Consider the following 20033-nt stretch of genomic DNA (forward strand, 5'->3'; position numbering starts at 1 on the left):
CCTGTAAAGACAGGCGAGCCGAAATAAAGGGACAGGCTTCAACCGATATTTTTACGCGCCAGCAAGGTGACCCAGAAACGGGTGCGCGAATGCACCTCCAGCGGTAGGCTGGCGGCAAGCAATTCCAGGATGCGGCCGGTGTCATCCAGGCGGAAACTGCCGGTGACACGTAACGACTCAAGCTCCGGCTCCCAACGCAACATCCCAGGGCGGTGCTTGCTCAGCTCGCGCAGAAAATCGCCCAACATCTGGTCTTGGGCAATCAGCACACCATCGCGCCAGCCCAGTTCGAACACATCGAATGGCTCCGCCGTGCCGACGCTGGCAGCCAGGAGGTTCGCGCGTTGACCTGCGCGCAAATCCAGTGCCGCCCCCCGCAAGGGCTGCAGCGCCACCAAGCCACTGAGCACCGAGACCTGACAGCCCTGCAGAGTTTGCCGGATGCAGAGCTCACTCTGCGCGACTACAACCTGCCCGTGACGGGTCTGGATGGTCAATGGCGACGTGCCCGGCACCTTCAAGGCTATTTCGCCTTCAATGAGGGTCAAGCTCCGGCTCTGCATATTCACATCAACGGCGCTGGCGGTATTGAGCTGCAGCGAGCTGCCATCGGCTAGTTGCAACAGCTTGCGCTCTCCGGTGGCGGTGTGCAGGTCGGCCCGCCAGACATCCAGAGGCAGCTGCCGACCGAGCAGCCAGGCGGTCGGCACCAGCGCCGCCGCGCCCAACGCGCACTTGAGCACCGCGCGCCGCCCCGGCTGCGGACGATCCAGGCTGGCCAAGGCCAGTGCCGAAGGGAGTTCGGCGAGGCGTTGGCGCAAGACCTGAGCCTTCTGCCAGGCCTGTTCGTGACTGGCGCAGCTGTCGCGCCAACATTGCAGGCCGGCCCGATCCTGCTCACTGGCAGCACCTGACTCCAGCAACGCCAGCCACTGCGCGGCGGCCCGCGCCACCTGGCGAGCCTCGGCCGAGGGCGGCGAAGCCATTACAGTTCCACCAACAGGCAATGCTCGTAGGCTTGCGCCATGTAGCGTTTGACCGTGCGCTCCGATACCTGCAAACGCTCGGCGATCTGCTGATAACCCAGGCCCTCCAATTGGCTCCAGAGAAACGCCCGGCGTATCGCCGCCGGCAGCCCGTCGAGCATTTCATCCAACGCCTGCAGGGTTTCCAACAGCAGCCAGCGTTGTTCGGGGGACGGCACACTGACCTCGGGCAGCGCCGCCAGCGCATCCAGGTAAGCCTGCTCCAGGCTGCGGCGCTGGTAGAAGTTGCTCAGCAGCCGTTTGCCCACCGTCAGCAGATAGGCCCGCGGCTCATGCAAGTCGGCAATCCGCTGGGAGCTGGCGAGTAACCGCACAAAGGTATCCTGACTGAGATCCGCGGCATCGCAGCCATTGCCCAGGCGCCGCCTCAACCAACCCTCCAGCCAACCGCTATGGTCGCGGTACAGATCGTGGAGGGTTTGCTCCGTCGCCATCGCCGTATCACTCATGTCAAAAGCCTTGCGCTTAGAATGATTCAAATGAGATTCATTCTAATTAACATTACTACTGCAAACCAAGCCTTTTATGCAGCTGGAACCCTCGCCCAGTTCAGACAGGACGAGCCGACGGAGTAAGAAGCGCGCCACAGAGCCCATGCCGAGCTCAGTCGGCGGGCCAGCATCTACCGCTGACGATCAACTGCCGGAATCTCGGGAAATAGGGATGGCTGTCTCGGCTGCCACAGCAGGGCGCCGCGGCCAGCCAAGCATTCGCCTCGACCGGCAACGAAGGCGGCAAGCGCGAGCCGCGCGATGCGGCACTGAGGAAATAGGATTGAAAGGCCTCAACGGCGTGGATGCCGGAGCGATTTTGTGGGAGGGCTGGTAAACAGGCCGAGGCGTACCTAGAAGGCGCTATTTCCGACAGATAGCGGCAAAGTGCGCGCCGCAGCGCCGGCAACGCGCACATAAAAAACCCCCAGGTATCACTACCTGAGGGCTTCATATATGGCGCAGCGGACGGGACTCGAACCCGCGACCCCCGGCGTGACAGGCCGGTATTCTAACCGACTGAACTACCGCTGCGTGTCGGATGGACTTGCGTCCAAAGAACTCTTGCTTCCTCTGGTAGAGCGCTGTGCTAGCCGTTCTACCTCATGCCAGACAAACCTGACATGGAAAATATGGCGCAGCGGACGGGACTCGAACCCGCGACCCCCGGCGTGACAGGCCGGTATTCTAACCGACTGAACTACCGCTGCGCGTCGGTCGGACTTGCGTCCGAATTCACAAAGAGTGGTGGGTGATGACGGGATCGAACCGCCGACCCTCTGCTTGTAAGGCAGATGCTCTCCCAGCTGAGCTAATCACCCTTCGCTTTGTGAGGCGCGCAATTTACGGGTGGGACGGACCTAAGTCAATACCCTGCTTAAAGTTTTTCTCAGAAACGGGAAATATCACGAGCGTCACCCAAAGCATGATGAGTTCGAAAGATCCTGTGCAGGCGGTCTGACGCCGGATTACAGCGCCACATTCAAGGTGAGCGTTGCCGTCACGCGATTGTCCGTAGCGCGATCCAGACCCGCCCCGGCAATCCGCACGCCCTGCTGTTCCAGCCAAGTGAACCAACGCAGGAGCTGGACGAATGGCGCCGGCTGCAGGCTAACCTGTAGCGAACCGTCGCTGTCGCTATCCAGCCGCTCTATAAGCAAACCCTGCTCGGCTGCACTGGCGGTAACCAGGCCTTGCAAGCGCGCCGGATCGAGACTGACCTGCGGCTGGTTCGCCAGGCTGCGCGCCAACGGCGCCTGTGCCTGCAGGTAGGCGTACAAAGCCTGCTCCTGCGCAAAGGCGCTGCGGGCCGCCGTCACACCCTGTCGCGCGGGTTGCCAGAACAACACATACACCAGCGTTAGCAGCACAAACAGGGCCAACAGCCCCAGCGCCAGGCGCTCACGGGGCAGCAGAGCACGCCAGCGCTGCAGCGCCAGCGAACCTTGCAAGTGTGCCGCGAATGGCTTCTTCGACTCGCTCAAGTTGTTCATCCTCCAATCACCAAACGGGCGCTGAGCCCTTCCGCCTCACGGCTTGCCGACCCCAGTTGCACCCGCAAGCCAGCCGCTTGCAAGCGTTCGCGCAAGCGCTCCAGCTCAGCGAAACCGCGCGCCTGAATCTGCATGGCCAGATCGCCGCGAATGTCGCTGAAATCCACTTGTTGCACCTGCACATGTTCGCCTTCGACCTCGATGGCCTGAGTCACCTGAGCGAGCATCCCGAGCAAGCGCCCCTGACCACGGCTATCGCCCACGGCTAGATGCTGATCCAACTGCGCACGCAGATCGACCAGCTTGCGATCCTCGGGAAACAGATCCTGGTAGAGCACCACGCTGGCCTGCGCATAGGTATCGGCCTGACGCTGCAGATGCCAGCCTTGGGCCAGATTGAAGCCCCACTGCAAGACCAGCCACAAACCGAGCAAGCCGAGCAAAGGCCGCCAGCCCCGCCACCGCCCAGCATTCTCTAGTGGCGCGAACTCTCCCTGAGCCAGATCATTGCTCGGCGCCTGCTGCGCTAACCAGCCATAGGCATCGGCAAGCTCCAGACACTCATCCAGCGGCGCCAGCCCGGCCTGCTGCGTAGAGCGATAGGCGATATGCGGATGCGGGCAAAGCTCCGCCAGTGGCGGCCATGACTCGCCATTCAGCGCCATGCGCGCCACCCCTTCCCCGCCGAGCAGCCAGCGCGAACCCAGGTACAGCAACTGAGTACCCTGGCGTGGCAACAGATCGGCATCCACGGCAATCGCCCGTGGCGCTACCGGGCACAGCGCCAGCCAGCCCGCCAACCAACTGCGGCGCACTGCAAACACCCGGTGACGGCCGTCCGCGAGCCGCTCGCCCAAGGCCAGATGCAGTTGCTCGATGTCCTCGGCCAGCAACTCCTCTACCGCGTACGGTAAAGCCTGACGCAGCCAGCGCGTTTTCTGTGTCGGCAAGCGCACGGCGCAGGCCGTTACCGCCTCGACCGGCAGAACCAGGGTCCACGCCTCGGTCAAACCGGCCAGCGCCTCGGCAAACGGCAGACACTGGCTGTCGTCGCCATGGACGCGTTGCACCGGCAACTCCGCCCAGGCGCCGACAGCGGCTGCAGGCGGCAGAAACACACACAACTGATTCATCGCTCGACTTCCTCGACAGGTGCAGGCTGCGCCCCGCTCTGCCCTAGATCACGGGATAGGACGTACAGCTTGCCATCGCTGGCGCGCTGCAAGGTACTGCGTAAAACCTGACGGCGCTCACCCACGCTGACCTCACTGATCACCTGAAAATACTGGCTGCCGACGGCCAAACCCTGACCCTGCACACTCAACCCCGGCAATTGCCCCAGGAAACCCGGCACATCGGGGTAACCCTGATCAGCGCGCCGAGCAACCAGCGCCTCGGCCGTACTCAGCGGCAGCCCTTCAGCCAGGCTCGCCAGCACCCGGGCACTGGCGGTGTTGACGTTCAAGGTCGCATCCGCTGGCAAGCTAGTGACAAAAGGCAGCAGGCGTTGGTAGTCAGTCTCGCTCATTTCCAGCAACAGGCGCAGTTCGGACACATCGGCCAGCGCCCGGTTGGCGGCGCGATAGGCCGGCTGTGCCAACACGTATTGATTATCTTCGGCGCCATAGCCGCCGCTCGGCTCCTGATCCGCGTCCAGCCAATCGAGCAGACGCTCAGCATAGGGTGCTTCGATTTGCAGGCCGAGCAGCAGACGACGAAACTGCCCCAGCGCCGCCGCATTGGCCTGCCCCTGACGCACCAGGCTATTGAGGTTGAAACGGCCCGTAGGATCGAGGATGCGCACACGCAACTCACCGCCTTCATCCAGGGCGAACGGCACCAGCGGCTGCGCCCAGGGCTCACCCAGGTGATCCACAGGCGCCTGCGGGTCGCCTTGCTGCAGATCACGCCGCAACACCGCCTTGGCCAGGGTTTCGCCACCCAGTGCGTAATGCCAGGCCTGACGCACATGCAACTGGTTGGCGCTGCTGCGAATCGACAATTGCTGACGCGCGATAATCCCGGCGCTCACCACAGTCGCCACCGCCACCACCAGCATCACGGTGATAAGCGCCACACCGCGCTGCGCCCTCATGGCTCGAGCACCTCGCCAAACGCTTCCGCCTCTTCCGGCGACTGCGCCTCTGACGCCTGCGCCACGCCTGCGGGCCGCACATCGGGCAAACGCAACAAGCGGCGCAGCTCACCATAGCGGCGATGCTCCAGCACCAGTTCGACTGCCTGCGGCAACGCGCTCAGTTGGGCTTCGCCACTGATTCCGGCTGGCGGCCAATGGTCTAGCCAACTACCGTCGTCATCCAGGTAACGCATGCGCATGCCTGTCACCCCATCCAGCGCCTGCTGCACCTGAGGCTGGCTGTCCTGTGCCTGATCGAGCACATTCCAGTAGCGGCGCTGCCACTGCTCGCCGCTCAGTTGCCAGCGCACCCGTTGCACTTCGGCACGCGCCAGGCCAAGCGGATTGCGCCAACCGGCACGGCTCAGCTCCACTGCGGCGGCAGCACCTTCCTCCCCCAGCAGGGCCGGTCGCGGATCGCCGAACGGGTCGCGCACCGGGCGCACACTCACCTGCAACAGGTCTCGCTCGAAAGCGGCAACGGCGCGCACCAGCTCACGCAGCTGCACCTCATGGTTACGGGTGACGCTGTCGGTGCGCAGCACGCTGGTGAGCATGCGGTAGGTCGCCAGCCCGAGCAGGGCAAAGATCGCGATGGCGATCAGCAATTCGAGCAGGGTGAAGCCACGCGCACGCCTCATTGCGGGTCTCCCAGAAAGCCGCTGAGACTGACCACTGAGCGCTCACGCAGATCGCCACCCGGGTGAGCGCGTGCCGGTAGCGGCGCCACCCACAGGGTGATCCGACGCATGCTCGGCTCACTGGTCGCCTGGATTTCACTCTGCCATTGCCAACGCCGCCCAGCGAACTCCAGTTCCCCCTGATCGCGCCCGGCACTGGCCGGTGTCTCGGCCAGTTGCAACTCGGTCAGGTGATTGTCGGCAATCCACATCGCCAAGGTTTTTTCTTCCAGGCGTGCGGCGGTTTGCAGGCTGCGCGCGCTGGCGGTTAATACGCTGGCGGCGACCAGCGCGAAGATGGCCAGGGCAACCAGCACTTCGAGCAGGGTGAAGCCTCGGCAATGCTTCATTCCGAGCGCCCCGTCGCGCCATCGACCTCGACCCGGGGCAAACGGAAACCATCGCTGCTCAGCTGCAAGCGTAAACCGTCCTTGCGCCGCTCGCGTAGGTGCACGCGAAAGGGGCTGAGCTCGCCACTGGAGAGAATCAACAACTGTGGTGTGTCTGCCGCGCGCCGCCGCTCGGCTGTCGCCTGCGGCAATTGCAGCGCTTCTCCCTCCAATTCGACACTCAACTCGGCCCAGGCCGGCAAGCGATAAGGCTCGCCATCCAGAGGCTGCCAGCGCGCGGCACCGGGCAGGTACTGCAGCACCTGATAACCCTCGGCGCTCAGCCGTAAACCGTACTCACGATTATCCAGCACCGCCTCCTCGGCCAGCACGCCGATCAATCCGGCCAGCCGCTCGGCTTCGTTACGCAACTCACGGGCCGGACCGGCGATACCGGTACTGAGTACGGCGAGACCGATCAGGCTACCGAGAATCACGATGACCACCAGCAGCTCGATCAGGGTAAACCCCCGGACCGGGCCAGACGCACCAGCGCGACCAGCACGCATGGCTCAGTCAACCCTCATCAGAGGTCCCAGCTACCGATATCGGCATCCAGATCACTGCCGCCCGGTTTGCCATCGGCACCCAGCGAATAGAGGTCGAAGGCGCCCCTGGTGCCGGGCGCCAGGTATTGATAGACATTGCCCCACGGGTCGATGGGCAAGCGTTTGAGGTAGCCATCGCGACTCCAGTTCTTCGCTGGCGGGTTGCCGGAGGGTTTCTCCACCAGCGCCTCCAACCCCTGTTGAGTGCTCGGGTAGGCGTGATTGTCCAGCTTGTACATGTCCAAGGCAGCAGAGATGGCCTTGATGTCGCCTTTGGCGACTGTCACCTTGGCCTGATCCGGACGGCCCATGATCTGTGGCACCACCAGGGCCGCGAGAATCCCGAGGATCACCACCACCACCATGATTTCGATCAGGGTGAAACCAGCCTGATGCCGGGCAGACCGCCGCCAAGCGGCCTGCGTTGTTTTGATGGTTACACCTGCGTGTTGCAACGACCTGCTATTCACCTGCTTACCCCACCAACTGATTGAGCGACAAAATCGGCAGCAGGATGGCCAGCACTATGACCAGCACCACCGCGCCCATAAACACCAACATGAAAGGCTCGAACAACCCGACCAGCAACGCCACCTGTGCGCCCAGGTCGTTTTCCTGATTGCGCGCCGTGCGTGCGAGCATCTGATCCAGCTCGCCGGAACGCTCGCCGCTGGCAATCATGTGCAGCATCATCGGCGGGAATTGCCCACTGGCCTCCAGCGCGCGAGTCAGGCTACTGCCTTCACGGACTTTCTGCGCAGCGACCACCACCTGTGCCCGAATCACCCGATTGACTATTACCTCGGCGCCAATGGCCAAGGCTTCCACCAGGGGCACACCACTGCGGGTAAGAATCGCCAGGGTCGAGGCGAAACGCGCGCAATCGGTGGCACGAATAAGACCGCCGAACAGCGGCACGCGCAGCAGCACGCCGTGCCAGCGCAGCTTCACTGCCTCATCGTGCAGCGCCCAGCGCAGGGCGAAAAACCCCAACAGCAGCAGAATGACCGCCAGCCAGCCCCAGCCCTTGACCCATTCACTCGCCACGATAAGCCCGCGGGTCAGCGCCGGCAGGGTCTGCCCGGAATCGACGAACACCCGCACGATATCCGGCACCACATAACCAAGCAGAAAGCCGACGATCAACAGCGAGGCGCACATCAGAATCAGCGGATAGAGCAGTGCCAACTGGATCTTCTGCCGCGATTGCTGGCGCTGCTCGGTGTAATCGGCCAGTTGCTCCAGCACCGGCCCCAGGTGCCCGGCGTGCTCACCCGCCGCCACGGTAGCGCGGTACAACTCGGGAAAGGCCGCAGGGAACTCTTTCAGGCTGCTGGCCAGGCCATGGCCCTCCAGCACCCGCGCCCGTACCGCCAGCAGCATGCTCTGGATACGCGGCACGCGGGCCTGGGCGGCCGCCGCACGCAACGCCTCCTCAATTGGCAGCGCGGCCTGGATCAGGGTCGCCAACTGACGGGTAAGCAAGGCCAGGTCGCGCGCCGACAGCCCGCGCACCAGACTGAAGTGCCCTCCGCCAGGAGCCTGCTCGCGGGTGCGGGTAGCCTGGACATCCAGCGGCGACAGTTGCCGCTCGCGCAGAATCTGCCGCACCTGACGCGCACTGTCGGCCTCCAGCACACCTTTATGCTGACGACCTTTGTCATCGAGGGCGTGGTATTCGAATGCGGCCATTATTCTTCCTGGGTTACGCGCAGCACTTCTTCCAGGCTGGTCAGCCCTTCCAGTACTTTGCGCCGGCCGTCTTCGCGGATGTTTGGACCAAGGCTACGGGCATGGCGGATCATCTCCTGCTCCCCTGCAGCGCTATGGATCAGGGTGCGCAAGTGATCGTCGAACACCACCAATTCATAGATCCCGGTGCGGCCACGGTAGCCCTGCTGATGACACTCGTCACAGCCGCGCGGGCGATACAGGGTCGGCGCCTGCTCGATAGCCACACCAAGCAACGCACACTCGGCAGCATCGGCCTGAAAGGCCTCCTTGCAGTGCGGACAGAGCACTCTGACCAGGCGCTGGGCCAGCACGCCAAGCAGGGAGGATGACAACAGAAACGGCTCGATACCCATGTCCACCAGGCGGGTTATGGCGCCTATCGCGCTATTGGTGTGCAGGGTGGAGAGCACCAGATGGCCGGTCAATGACGCCTGCACGGCGATTTCGGCGGTTTCCTTGTCACGGATCTCGCCGACCATCACCACATCCGGGTCCTGGCGCAAAATCGCGCGCAGACCGCGGGCGAAGGTCATGTCGACCTTGGTGTTGACCTGGGTCTGGCCAATGCCTTCGAGGTGGTACTCGATCGGGTCTTCGACTGTGAGGATATTGCGCGTGCGGTCATTCAGGCTGACCAGGCTGGCGTACAGCGTAGTGGTCTTGCCCGAACCGGTTGGGCCAGTGACCAACAGGATGCCGTGGGGCTTGCGCACCGCCGCCTCCATCGCCTGGCAATCCCGGGCACTCATGCCCAGGCGCTGCAAATCGAGGCGACCGGCCTGCTTGTCGAGCAGGCGCAACACCACCCGCTCGCCATTAGCCGAAGGCAGCGTCGAGACGCGGATATCCACCTCACGGCCACCGACCTTGAGGGAAATACGCCCATCTTGCGGAATACGCTTCTCGGCTATATCCAGGCGCGCCATGACCTTGACCCGCGACACCAGCAGCGCCGCCAACTCGCGCTTGGGCTCGAGCACCTCGCGCAGGATTCCATCCACCCGAAAACGCACGACCAGGCGTTTCTCAAAGGTCTCCAGGTGGATATCCGAGGCATCTTCCTTGATTGCTTCACCAAGAATGGCGTTGATCAGACGGATAATCGGTGCGTCGTCTTCCTGCTCCAGCAAGTCTTCGATTTGCGGCACCTGCTCGGCCAGAGCAGCCAGATCGAGGCTACCACCAAGACCTTCAGCTAGCTGCATGGCCCCTGATTCGTGCTGATATGCCTTGGCCAGAGCCTGCTCGAACGCTTCGCCAGTCAAGGCCCGCAACGGCAATCGCTGGCCAAGGAAACGCTGCGCCTCGGCCAGCGCCACCAACTCAACCGTCGGCCTGTAAGCCAGGCAGGGGGTTGGCTCCACGGCCAGCAGCACCACCCCGTGACGCTTGGCGAAACCGAAGGGCAAACGGCGCAACGGTTCTTCAACGAGTAGAGCGTTCATCCTGTAAATGCCTTGAATCTGTGGCCTGCAGTAAGCATCAAGGCCTAATGCTGGCCCACGCTCGTAGGGGTTATGCATATGATTGTGCGCCGCCGAACTGAAGCGCGGGGCCATCTTTAGCACATCATGCGTAGCGGCACACCACCCTGACGGGTGACTGGAAAATCCTCGTCGACTGACTATGATAGCCGCGCGAAGCATGCCGCCCAACCCTGGCCCCCTGGAGTGACGCCCTTGCCTTTTTCGGCAACTCGACGCTGGCTACAGCAGCACGCCACCTCCCTGAGCGCTAGCGTGGTGGTCTTGGCCATAAGCATCAGCCTGGCCTGGCAGACGGCCGACTGGTTACGCCTGCTGCACACCCCCGCACTGCCCCCTTCGGTACAAAACGCACAAGAGACAGTTAAGCCTCCCAGCCAAGCCCTCGCCAACCTGTTCGGTACCAGCAGCCCAGCCAGCACCGCTCCCGCACCGCCCACCAGCCTGCGCCTGACCCTTTTGGGCAGTTTCGTGCATGCCGACCCTGCGCGTTCCAGCGCGATCATCGGCAGCGCAGGGCAGCCGCCGCAGCGGTTCTCTATCGGCAGCGAGATCACTCCTGACGTGCACCTCGATGCGGTGCATGCCAACCACGTCGAGCTGCTGCGCAGTGGCCGCCGGGAGACCCTGGCGTTCCCCCGCAGCCAATCCGATCAAGCGATCCAAACGTCAGCGCAATCGGCAACCGACAGCCTGAGCCAGCTCGATGAGCTGGAGAACCATGACCTCACGCAACTGCGCGAACGGATGGACGCCCTGCGCCAGCAGATGCAGGCGTCCGGCAGCGTACCGAGCGATACCGAACCCAGCGATCAGACCACGGAAAGCAACTGAACCGATGACCCCGATTTTCTCGCGCCTCACCTTCGCCCTGCTTGCCGCCGGCCTGGCCCTCGGCCCACTGCCTCTGCATGCTGCCATCGAACCGGTCGCCCCCAGTGCCAGCCAACAGGAAGAAAGCTGGACCATCAACCTGAAAGGCGCCGACATTCGCGAGTTCATCGAGCAGATCGCGCAGATCACCGGAGAAACCTTCGTCGTCGACCCACGGGTCAAAGGCCAGGTCAGCGTGGTATCGAGCACACCACTGAACCTGAGCGAAATCTATCAACTGTTCCTCTCGGTGATGACCACCCATGGCTTCAGCGTCATCACCCAGGGCAAGCAGGCGCGTATCGTGCCCAATGCCGAGGCCAAGGCCGATGCGGGTCAAGGCCCGGCAGCGCCGGATCGCCTGGAAACCCGCCTGATTCAAGTGCAGCACAGCTCGGCAATCGAACTCATCCCATTGATCCGCCCACTGGTACCGCAATATGGCCACCTGGCAGCGGTCACATCGGCCAACGCCATCATCATCAGCGACCGCAGTGCCAATATCGCCCGCATTGAAGACTTGCTGCGGCAACTCGACCAGGCAGGCGATCGCGATTACAGCGTGCTCGACCTGCAGCATGCCTGGGTCATGGATGCCGCCGAACTACTCAACAGCTCTCTGGAACGAGGCCAGGCGAAAGGTTCAGCCGGCATCCAGGTGATCGCTGACTCGCGCACCAATCGCCTGATCATCCTCGGCCCGCCAGCCGCACGCGCCAAACTGGTGGCGCTGGCGCAATCGCTGGACAGCCCGACCAGCCGCTCGGCCAATACCCGGGTGATTCGCCTGCGCCATAATGACGCCAAGGCCCTGGCAGAAACCCTCGGCGAGATCTCCGAGGGTCTGAAAAACCAGGGCGACGGTGAGTCCGCCGGCAAACCGCAGAACGTCCTGATCCGTGCCGATGAAAGCCTCAATGCCCTGGTATTGCTGGCCGATCCGGACATGGTGGCGACCCTCGAAGACATCGTCCGCCAGCTCGATGTGCCCCGCGCCCAAGTAATGGTGGAAGCGGCCATCGTCGAAGTTTCCGGTGACATCAGCGATGCCCTTGGCGTGCAGTGGGCGGTGGATGCCCGCGGCAGCACAGGTGGCCTGGGCGGGGTGAATTTCGGCAACACCGGACTGTCGGTCGGCGCGGTGCTGAATGCAATCCAGGAGGATACGCTGCCGGCAACCCTGCCCGACGGCGCCATCATTGGTCTCGGCTCCAGCAGCTTTGGCGTGCTGATCACCGCGCTGTCGGCCAACACCAAGAGTAACCTGTTGTCGACCCCCAGCCTGCTGACCCTGGACCACCAGAAAGCCGAGATTCTAGTCGGCCAGAACGTGCCCTTCCAGACCGGCTCCTTCACCACCAGCGCCTCGGGGGCGGACAACCCCTTCACCACCATCGAACGCCAAGACATCGGCGTGACCCTCAAGGTCACGCCGCATATCAACGAAGGCGCCAGCCTGCGCCTGGAAATCGAACAGGAAATTTCCTCCATCGCCCCCACCACCCAGGGGGTCAATGCAGTGGACCTGATCACCAATAAGCGCTCGATCAAAAGCACCATCCTCGCCGAAGACGGCCAGGTCATAGTGCTGGGCGGATTGATCCAGGATGACGTGACCCAGACCGACTCGAAAGTGCCGTTGCTCGGCGACATCCCCCTACTCGGCCGCTTGTTCCGCTCGACCAAGGACACCCGGATCAAACGCAACCTGATGGTCTTCCTGCGCCCAACCGTGATCCGTGATGCCGCGGGTATGGCCGCGCTCTCAGGCAAGAAGTACAGCGACATCCGCGTACTCGGCGACATCCGCAGCGATTACCGCCCCGGCATCCTGCCACGCGACCCCAGCAAACTGTTCGATCGCGACAGCGCCCCGGCCATCGACCTGCGCGAGTAAAACTCGCATAAAAAAAAGCCCTGCATGCGAGCAGGGCTTTTTCTATGAGGCCTGCACCAACTGCCTCAGAGCGCTGCCAAACCGCGCGCCAGATCGGCCTTGAGATCAACGATATCCTCCAGCCCCACGGCCACCCGAATCAGGTTGTCGCGAATACCGGCGTTGGCCCGCTCGGCCGGCGACAGCCGACCATGGGAAGTGGTCGCCGGGTGGGCAATGGTGGTTTTGGTATCGCCCAGATTAGTGGTGATCGAGATCACCCGAGTCGCATCGATAAAGCGCCAGGCCGCTTCCTTGCCACCACTGACCTCGAAACTGACCACCGCGCCGAAACCAGTCTGCTGGCGCTTGGCCAAGGCATGCTGCGGATGACTGGGCAGCCCGGAATAGTAGACGTGCTCAATACCCGGCTGCTGCTCCAGCCACTCGGCCAACTGCTGGGCACTGGCACAATGCGCCTGCATGCGCACCCGCAGCGTTTCCAGGCCCTTGAGGAAGATCCAGGCGTTGAACGGGCTGAGGGTCGGCCCTGCGGTACGCAGAAAACCCACCACTTCCTTCATCAACTCGGCCTTGCCGGCGACTACGCCGCCCATGCTACGACCTTGACCGTCGATATACTTGGTGGCTGAGTGCATGACGATATCCGCCCCAAGCTTGAGCGGCTGCTGCAGCGCTGGCGTACAAAAGCAGTTATCTACTGCCAGCAGAGCACCCTTGCTGTGGGTAAGGTCAGCAAGTGCGGCGATATCGACCAACTCGGCCAGGGGGTTGGATGGCGACTCGACGAACAGCAGTTTGGTGTTGGGTTTGAAAGCAGCACTCCAGGCTTGCAGGTCGGCCAGCGGCACATAATCGACTTGCACACCAAAGCGCTTAAGGTACTTCTCGAACAGACTGATGGTCGAACCGAACACACTGCGCGATACCAGCACATGGTCGCCGCTACTGCACAGGCTCATGACCATGGCCAGGATCGCCGACATGCCGGACGAAGTCGCGACGGCTTGCTCGGCACCTTCCAGCGCAGCGATGCGCTCCTCGAAGGCGCGCACCGTGGGGTTGGTGTAGCGCGAGTAGACATTCCCGGGGACTTCCCCGGCAAAGCGCGCGGCAGCATCAGCAGCAGTGCGAAACACATAACTGGAGGTCGGATAAATCGCCTCGCTGTGCTCGCCTTCAGGCGAGCGGTGCTGGCCGGCACGCACTGCCAGGGTGTCAAAACCTACACCGTCCAGATCGCTATCCAGGCGACCTGCTTGCCATTCTTCGGTCATGCTGCAAACCTCATCACGACCGACTGTGTCGGCCTTACCGCTTACGGTGCGCCGAGCGCACCAGCCAAATACCGGACAGGTTCGCCCGGCCTGCCGTCAGTCGTTATACAGGTCGATAATCGCGCTGACTGCTTGTGACTTGACCTTGGAGACGTCATTACGCGCCTGCTCGATCTTGTTCAGGTAGCACTCATCGACATCGCCAGTAATGTACTTGCCATCGAATACCGCACAGTCGAAGTGCTCGATCTTGATCTTGCCGCCACCAACGGCCTCGATCAGGTCTGGCAAATCCTGATAAACCAGCCAATCGGCGCCAATCAACTCGGCCACTTCCTCGGTGCTGCGGTTGTGGGCGATCAGCTCGTGAGCGCTCGGCATATCGATGCCATACACGTTGGGATAACGCACGGCAGGCGCAGCCGAGCAGAAGTAGACGTTCTTCGCCCCAGCTTCGCGAGCCATCTGGATAATCTGCTTGCAGGTGGTGCCACGGACGATGGAATCGTCCACCAGCATCACGTTCTTGCCGCGGAACTCCAGCTCGATGGCGTTGAGCTTCTGGCGTACCGACTTCTTCCGTGCAGCCTGACCCGGCATGATGAAGGTACGACCGATGTAGCGGTTCTTGACGAAGCCTTCACGGAACTTCACACCCAGGTGATTGGCCAACTCCAGCGCCGAGGTACGACTGGTATCGGGAATCGGAATCACCACGTCAATATCGTGCTCCGGCCGTTCGCGGAGGATCTTGTCGGCCAGCTTCTCGCCCATGCGCAAGCGCGCCTTGTACACCGAGACGCCATCAATGATCGAATCCGGACGTGCCAGATAGACATGTTCGAAGATGCACGGTGAGAGATGCGGATTGCTCGCGCACTGGCGGGTCGACAGCTTGCCGTCCTCGGTGATGTACACCGCTTCACCCGGCGCAAGATCGCGAATCAGGGTGAAACCAAGCACGTCCAGCGCCACGCTTTCCGAGGCAATCATGTACTCCACACCCTCATCGGTGTGGCGCTGACCGAAGACGATCGGGCGAATACCATTCGGGTCGCGGAAACCGACGATACCGTAACCGGTGATCATCGCCACCACCGCATAACCGCCGATGCAGCGCTGATGAACCTGGCTGACCGCGGCGAAGACATCTTCTTCAGTGGGCTGCAGCTTGCCGCGCTGGGCCAGCTCGTGGGCGAATACGTTGAGCAGTACTTCCGAGTCGGAGTTGGTGTTCACATGGCGCAGATCGGATTCGTAGATTTCCTTGGCCAACTGCTCGACGTTGGTCAGGTTACCGTTGTGCGCCAGGGTGATGCCGTAGGGCGAGTTGACGTAGAACGGTTGCGCCTCGGCCGAGCTGGAGCTGCCGGCAGTCGGATAGCGCACATGGCCAATGCCCATGTGGCCGACCAAGCGCTGCATATGGCGCTGATGAAATACATCACGAACCAAGCCGTTGTCCTTGCGCAGGAACAACCGTCCATCGTGACTGGTAACAATACCGGCAGCATCCTGGCCGCGGTGCTGCAGGACGGTTAGGCCGTCATACAGCGCCTGATTGACGTTCGATTTACCGACGATACCGACAATGCCACACATGTGACGCAACCCCTACTGAAGTGAAACAGGCTAATTCTGAATGCGCTAAGGCAACTTATGCTGCATCAGTGCTTCTTTGAACGGCAGCTCAGCAGGTGTGCTGATGCCGCTGGCAAGCCACTGGCTGGACACCCCGAGAATGAGGTTCTTCGACCAGTCCGCGACCATTAAAAAGTGCGGCAACAGCGTTGATTGCTGCCACCACGGATCCTGCTGCACCGGCGCCAGGCTGAGCAACCCGACCAGTATGACAACCAGCAAGCCACCACGGGCGGCGCCGAAAACCATACCGAGAAAACGGTCAGTGCCGGAAAGCCCGGTAACGCGGACCAGCTCGCCGATCAGGTAGTTGACCAGCGCACCGACCAGCAAGGTAACAATGAAGAGTAAGGCACAGGCTGCAATCACCCGCGCAGAAGGCGTTTCAATCCACCCGGCGAGGTGTTCGGATAATGCCCCGCCAAACATCCAGGCAACCACACCGGCAATAATCCAGGTCAGCAAGGACAAGGCTTCCTTGACGAAACCACGGCTCAAGCTGATCAAGCTCGATACGGCGATGATGGCGATAATCGCCCAATCGACCCAAGTGAATGCCACGATGCAGATTACCGACTGGAAAGGCGCTGCATTTTAGCAGAGCCCCTCGCATGGGGTAAGAAAAGGATTATCAGGCGCCAGGAAAGTTGCCCCACGCAGCAACACCTGCACTGGAGTAGGTAAAAACCCAGTGCCAGCGCTGCGCAACACGAACGAAGCAGTTCGACGCTTACAATCGGCTAACTGCGTTCTGGCTGAAAGCGCACGACGAAACCGCTTAGTTTGTGCTGACGGCTCAATTGCTCACGCAAGCGATTGGCTTCAGCTCGCTCGATAACCGGACCTACAAACACTCGGTTCATCCCATCCACGTGGCGGACATAGGCGTCATAACCTTGTCTGCGCAGAGTGTCCTGCAACGCTTGCGCACCGGTGCGACTGGATAGACTGGCCAGCTGCACCGACCAACTGATCGGCAGGCTGTTGGCATCCAGACGACTGGCAGGAGCCTGCACCGCAGCACTGACTGGCACCGAAGGCGCAACCACTGGCGCCGGCACAGGAACCGGAGCAGGCGCCACTTCCGCCGGGGCTGGCGCCTCGGCAATGGGCTCCAACTCTTCGGGCAGTACCTCAGGTTCCGGCACAACTACGGGCTGCATTTCAATCTGCGGCATAACCGGCGCCTGCGGCATCGCTGGCGCATCGACCACAACACGCTGCAATTCGTCTTCACGCGACAGCAGCATGGGCAGAAAAATCACCGCCAACGCCACCAACACCAAGGCGCCGACAATCCGCTGCTTCAATACGTTATCCAGCAAAGCCATCCCGCAGATCCCCCGAGGCTTGGCGGGCCAGCCAATCCAAAGCCTCGGCCACGCAATAAAAAGACCCAAACAGCAGTATTTCGTCCCCTGCCGACGCTCGCGCACATTGCGCTTGTAAAGCGGCCTGCACATCGGCATGAGCCGTAACCTGCGCGCCACAATCGTACAAATACGCGTGTAACTCGCTAGCAGGGCGCGTGCGCACAGTCGGCAGTGGCGCCACGGCCCAAGCCTGAACCTGACCGAGCAGCGGCGTAACCACCCCGGCCAAATCCTTGTCGACCAGCAGACCAAACACCGCTAGTCGCTTGCCCGTAAGCGCCCGACCAGACAAGCGTTGCGCCAAATACTCAGCCGCGTGGGGATTATGCCCAACATCCAGCAGCAAAGTGAGCGGTTTGCCCTGCCAATTCAGGGTTCGGCGATCCAGACGACCAGTTACCCGAGTACTCGCCAAGGCACTAGCAATCTGTTCGGCCTGCCAGGGCAGATCGAGCAGAGCAAACGCTTGCAACGCCAGGGCTGCGTTTTCCATCGGCAAATCGAGTAACGGCAGGGACTCCAGCCGCAAGGCTTCACCCCTGGCATTCACACCAAACCAGGACCAGCACTGCCCTTCGATACTCAGGTCGTAATCGCGACCGCGCAAAAATAACGGCGCAGCCAACCGCGCTGCCTGGCTCAGCAAAGACTGCGGTGGATCGACATCACCACACAGCGCCGGCTTGCCAGCACGAAAGATACCAGCCTTCTCGAAGGCCACAGACTCACGGGTATCGCCCAACCATTCAGCGTGATCAATGCCAATACTGGTCACCAGAGCCAAATCGGCGTCGATCAGATTGACTGCATCCAATCGCCCGCCCAGCCCGACTTCCAGCACTACGGCATCCAGGGCTGCATGCTGAAACAGCCAGAAAGCCGCCAGAGTGCCCATCTCGAAATAGGTCAGGGAAATCTCACCACGCGCAGCCTCAACCGCCGTGAAGGCCTGGCAAAGCTCAGCATCGCTGGCCTCGACACCGGCAACCTGTACACGCTCGTTATAGCGCATCAAGTGGGGCGAACTGTAGACCCCAACCTTTAGCCCATGCTCTTGCAGCAACGCAGCGAGAAAAGCACAGGTAGAGCCCTTGCCGTTGGTGCCCGTGACCGTGATCACCTGCGGCGCAGGCCTGGATAAACCCATGCGCTGCGCCACAGCCCTGGAACGATCCAGTCCCATGTCAATGGCGCTTGGATGCAACTGCTCCAGGTACGCCAGCCAATCGGCCAGAGAGCGCTCGGTCATGCAGTGACCGGCAACGCATCAACAACCGGCGATGGCAGCCCCATGAACTGGGCAAGCAGTCGGGCCAGGCGCGGACGCAACTCCTCGCGATGAATGATCATATCGATGGCGCCGTGCTCGATCAGAAACTCGCTACGCTGGAATCCTTCCGGAAGTTTTTCACGCACTGTCTGCTCGATAACCCGCGGACCGGCAAAACCGATCAGCGCCTTGGGCTCGGCGACGATCACATCACCGAGCATGGCCAGGCTGGCGGAAACGCCACCATAAACCGGGTCGGTCAATACCGAGATAAACGGAATACCTTCTTCACGCAAACGCGCCAGCACCGCAGACGTCTTGGCCATCTGCATCAGGGAAATCAGCGCTTCCTGCATGCGCGCACCACCCGACGCGGAGAAACACACGAACGGACAACGCTGCTCCAGCGCCACGTTGGCCGCACGCACGAAACGCTCACCGACAACCGCACCCATCGAGCCACCCATAAAGGAGAACTCGAAGGCACAGGCCACCACAGGCATCGACTCAAGCGTGCCACGCATGGCAATCAGTGCATCTTTTTCGCCGGTCTGCTTCTGGGCGCCAACCAGGCGATCCTTGTACTTCTTGCTGTCACGGAATTTAAGACGGTCAACCGGCTCAAGCTCCGCAGCGATTTCTTCACGGCCGTCGGCATCAAGGAAAATATCCAGGCGCGCACGCGCATTAATGCGCATGTGGTGATTGCACTTGGGGCAGACATCCAGCGTCTTCTCCAGCTCAGGCTTGTACAACACCGCATCACAAGACGGGCATTTGTGCCAGAGACCTTCAGGCACCGAACTCTTCTTGACTTCGGACCGCATGATCGATGGGATCAGTTTGTCTACCAACCAGTTGCTCATGCTCTTGATTCTCCAAAACTGTGGGCTCGAACAGGCGTCTGGCACAGGGCCTTGCCGGTACATCCAAGCGAATTCACGAGGGCAGTCTCAATAGGGGCCGGCAGCCACCTTGGCCTCGACTGCCAAAGGCGATCGTTGCATCAGGGTTATGGACGGCCAAGCCTGCAGCGTCGTCACATCGCATGGTCACTGCCTCAGGCACTTCTGACCGCACGCATGAATGCATGAATCTTGTCACTGTCCTTCACACCCTTGCTCGCCTCGATGCCGCCGCTGACATCTACGGCATAGGGTCGCACCTGCTCGATCGCCGCGCGGACATTCTCGGGCGTCAGGCCACCGGCCAGGATAATCGGCATACGCAAGCCGCGGGGTACCAGTGACCAGTCAAAGGCTTCACCAGTACCGCCCGGCACACCCGGCACAAACGTATCCAGCAAAACACCTGAGGCTGAGCCGTACAAACCTATCTGCGCAGCAATATCGTCGCCCGGCCTGACCCGCAACGCCTTGATATAAGGACGCATGAAGCCCTCACAGGCAGCCGGCGATTCATCACCATGAAACTGCAACAGATCAAGCGGCAACACATCGAGAATGGCGCGCAACTCGCTGCGTTCACAATCGACGAACAGGCCCACCGTGGTCACAAACGGCGGTAACGCCGCCAGAATTGCTTGCGCCTGAGGCACAGTTACAGCTCGCGGGCTCTTGGCATAAAACACCAGGCCAATAGCGTCAGCACCCGCCTCAACAGCAGCCAGTGCATCTTCTACGCGGGTAATTCCACAGATTTTGCTACGAACGACTGACAACGGGCGAATACCTCAGTAA

At 61.7% G+C, this 20033-nt stretch carries 20 protein-coding genes and 3 tRNA genes; 2 read left to right on the plus strand and 21 right to left on the minus strand.

What is annotated here, in order from left to right:
• Window positions 1-38: 38 nt before the first annotated feature.
• From Q8K09_RS08235 to gspE, 14 genes are all read right to left on the minus strand, one after another.
• Entirely contained in the window at window positions 39-986 is a 948-nt protein-coding gene (locus tag Q8K09_RS08235; protein ID WP_305254488.1) for a FecR domain-containing protein, read from the minus strand.
• Window positions 986-1495, minus strand: coding sequence for a sigma-70 family RNA polymerase sigma factor (locus tag Q8K09_RS08240; protein ID WP_305254489.1), 510 nt, complete (start codon window positions 1493-1495; stop codon window positions 986-988). The genes Q8K09_RS08235 and Q8K09_RS08240 overlap by 1 nt, the downstream gene beginning before the upstream one ends.
• A 499-nt stretch (window positions 1496-1994) precedes the next feature.
• A tRNA-Asp gene (locus tag Q8K09_RS08245) sits at window positions 1995-2071 on the minus strand.
• Window positions 2072-2170: 99 nt separating this feature from the next.
• A tRNA-Asp gene (locus Q8K09_RS08250) sits at window positions 2171-2247 on the minus strand.
• 35 nt (window positions 2248-2282) lie between these two features.
• Window positions 2283-2358, minus strand: a tRNA-Val gene (locus Q8K09_RS08255).
• 147 nt (window positions 2359-2505) lie between these two features.
• A complete protein-coding gene (locus Q8K09_RS08260) occupies window positions 2506-3030 on the minus strand; it encodes a type II secretion system protein M (RefSeq protein ID WP_305254490.1) in 525 nt (174 codons plus the stop codon).
• Window positions 3027-4163: a type II secretion system protein GspL gene (gene gspL, locus Q8K09_RS08265; RefSeq protein WP_305254491.1), complete on the minus strand. Its 1137-nt coding sequence runs from the start codon at window positions 4161-4163 to the stop codon at window positions 3027-3029. The genes Q8K09_RS08260 and gspL overlap by 4 nt, the downstream gene beginning before the upstream one ends.
• Window positions 4160-5125, minus strand: a complete 966-nt coding sequence (gspK, locus tag Q8K09_RS08270) for a type II secretion system minor pseudopilin GspK (protein WP_305254492.1) — start codon at window positions 5123-5125, stop codon at window positions 4160-4162. The genes gspL and gspK overlap by 4 nt, the downstream gene beginning before the upstream one ends.
• Entirely contained in the window at window positions 5122-5808 is a 687-nt protein-coding gene (gspJ, locus tag Q8K09_RS08275; RefSeq protein ID WP_305254493.1) for a type II secretion system minor pseudopilin GspJ, read from the minus strand. The genes gspK and gspJ overlap by 4 nt, the downstream gene beginning before the upstream one ends.
• Complete coding sequence (gene gspI / locus Q8K09_RS08280; protein WP_305254494.1) at window positions 5805-6197, minus strand: type II secretion system minor pseudopilin GspI; 393 nt, start codon at window positions 6195-6197, stop codon at window positions 5805-5807. Before gspI ends, gspJ begins: the two co-directional genes overlap by 4 nt.
• On the minus strand, window positions 6194-6745 hold the full coding sequence (gene gspH, locus Q8K09_RS08285; RefSeq protein ID WP_305254495.1) for a type II secretion system minor pseudopilin GspH: 552 nt from the start codon (window positions 6743-6745) through the stop codon (window positions 6194-6196). Before gspH ends, gspI begins: the two co-directional genes overlap by 4 nt.
• A 17-nt stretch (window positions 6746-6762) precedes the next feature.
• Window positions 6763-7218 carry a type II secretion system major pseudopilin GspG gene (gspG, locus tag Q8K09_RS08290; RefSeq protein WP_305254658.1) on the minus strand — a complete coding sequence of 152 codons (456 nt, stop codon included), beginning with the start codon at window positions 7216-7218 and terminating at the stop codon, window positions 6763-6765.
• Between the two features lie 40 nt (window positions 7219-7258).
• Window positions 7259-8476: a GspF family T2SS innner membrane protein variant XcpS gene (xcpS, locus tag Q8K09_RS08295; protein WP_305254496.1), complete on the minus strand. Its 1218-nt coding sequence runs from the start codon at window positions 8474-8476 to the stop codon at window positions 7259-7261.
• A complete protein-coding gene (gene gspE, locus Q8K09_RS08300; protein ID WP_305254497.1) occupies window positions 8476-9963 on the minus strand; it encodes a type II secretion system ATPase GspE in 1488 nt (495 codons plus the stop codon). Before gspE ends, xcpS begins: the two co-directional genes overlap by 1 nt.
• Window positions 9964-10188: 225 nt before the next feature.
• On the opposite strand from gspE, the gene Q8K09_RS08305 reads away from it, so the two are divergent.
• Together Q8K09_RS08305 and gspD are read left to right on the plus strand one after the other, a co-directional pair.
• Window positions 10189-10836, plus strand: coding sequence for a type II secretion system protein N (locus Q8K09_RS08305; RefSeq protein ID WP_370869496.1), 648 nt, complete (start codon window positions 10189-10191; stop codon window positions 10834-10836).
• A gap of 4 nt (window positions 10837-10840) precedes the next feature.
• Entirely contained in the window at window positions 10841-12772 is a 1932-nt protein-coding gene (gene gspD, locus Q8K09_RS08310) for a type II secretion system secretin GspD (RefSeq protein WP_305254499.1), read from the plus strand.
• A gap of 65 nt (window positions 12773-12837) precedes the next feature.
• On the opposite strand, the gene Q8K09_RS08315 is transcribed toward gspD, so the two are convergent.
• The 7 genes from Q8K09_RS08315 to Q8K09_RS08345 form a co-directional block, all read right to left on the minus strand.
• A complete protein-coding gene (locus tag Q8K09_RS08315; protein ID WP_305254500.1) occupies window positions 12838-14049 on the minus strand; it encodes an O-succinylhomoserine sulfhydrylase in 1212 nt (403 codons plus the stop codon).
• A gap of 96 nt (window positions 14050-14145) precedes the next feature.
• Window positions 14146-15651, minus strand: coding sequence for an amidophosphoribosyltransferase (gene purF / locus Q8K09_RS08320; protein WP_305254501.1), 1506 nt, complete (start codon window positions 15649-15651; stop codon window positions 14146-14148).
• Window positions 15652-15696: 45 nt separating this feature from the next.
• Window positions 15697-16251 carry a CvpA family protein gene (locus Q8K09_RS08325; RefSeq protein WP_305254502.1) on the minus strand — a complete coding sequence of 185 codons (555 nt, stop codon included), beginning with the start codon at window positions 16249-16251 and terminating at the stop codon, window positions 15697-15699.
• 179 nt (window positions 16252-16430) lie between these two features.
• Window positions 16431-17021: an SPOR domain-containing protein gene (locus Q8K09_RS08330; RefSeq protein WP_305254503.1), complete on the minus strand. Its 591-nt coding sequence runs from the start codon at window positions 17019-17021 to the stop codon at window positions 16431-16433.
• The gene (gene folC, locus Q8K09_RS08335; RefSeq protein ID WP_305254504.1) at window positions 17005-18312 is read right to left on the minus strand and encodes a bifunctional tetrahydrofolate synthase/dihydrofolate synthase; all 1308 of its coding nucleotides are present in this window, start codon (window positions 18310-18312) and stop codon (window positions 17005-17007) included. The genes Q8K09_RS08330 and folC overlap by 17 nt, the downstream gene beginning before the upstream one ends.
• A complete protein-coding gene (gene accD, locus Q8K09_RS08340) occupies window positions 18309-19199 on the minus strand; it encodes an acetyl-CoA carboxylase, carboxyltransferase subunit beta (RefSeq protein WP_305254505.1) in 891 nt (296 codons plus the stop codon). Before accD ends, folC begins: the two co-directional genes overlap by 4 nt.
• A gap of 194 nt (window positions 19200-19393) precedes the next feature.
• A complete protein-coding gene (locus tag Q8K09_RS08345; RefSeq protein WP_305254506.1) occupies window positions 19394-20014 on the minus strand; it encodes a phosphoribosylanthranilate isomerase in 621 nt (206 codons plus the stop codon).
• Window positions 20015-20033 lie beyond the last annotated feature (19 nt).

It is taken from the genome of Pseudomonas sp., from assembly GCF_030683065.1.
GTDB lineage: Bacteria > Pseudomonadota > Gammaproteobacteria > Pseudomonadales > Pseudomonadaceae > Aquipseudomonas.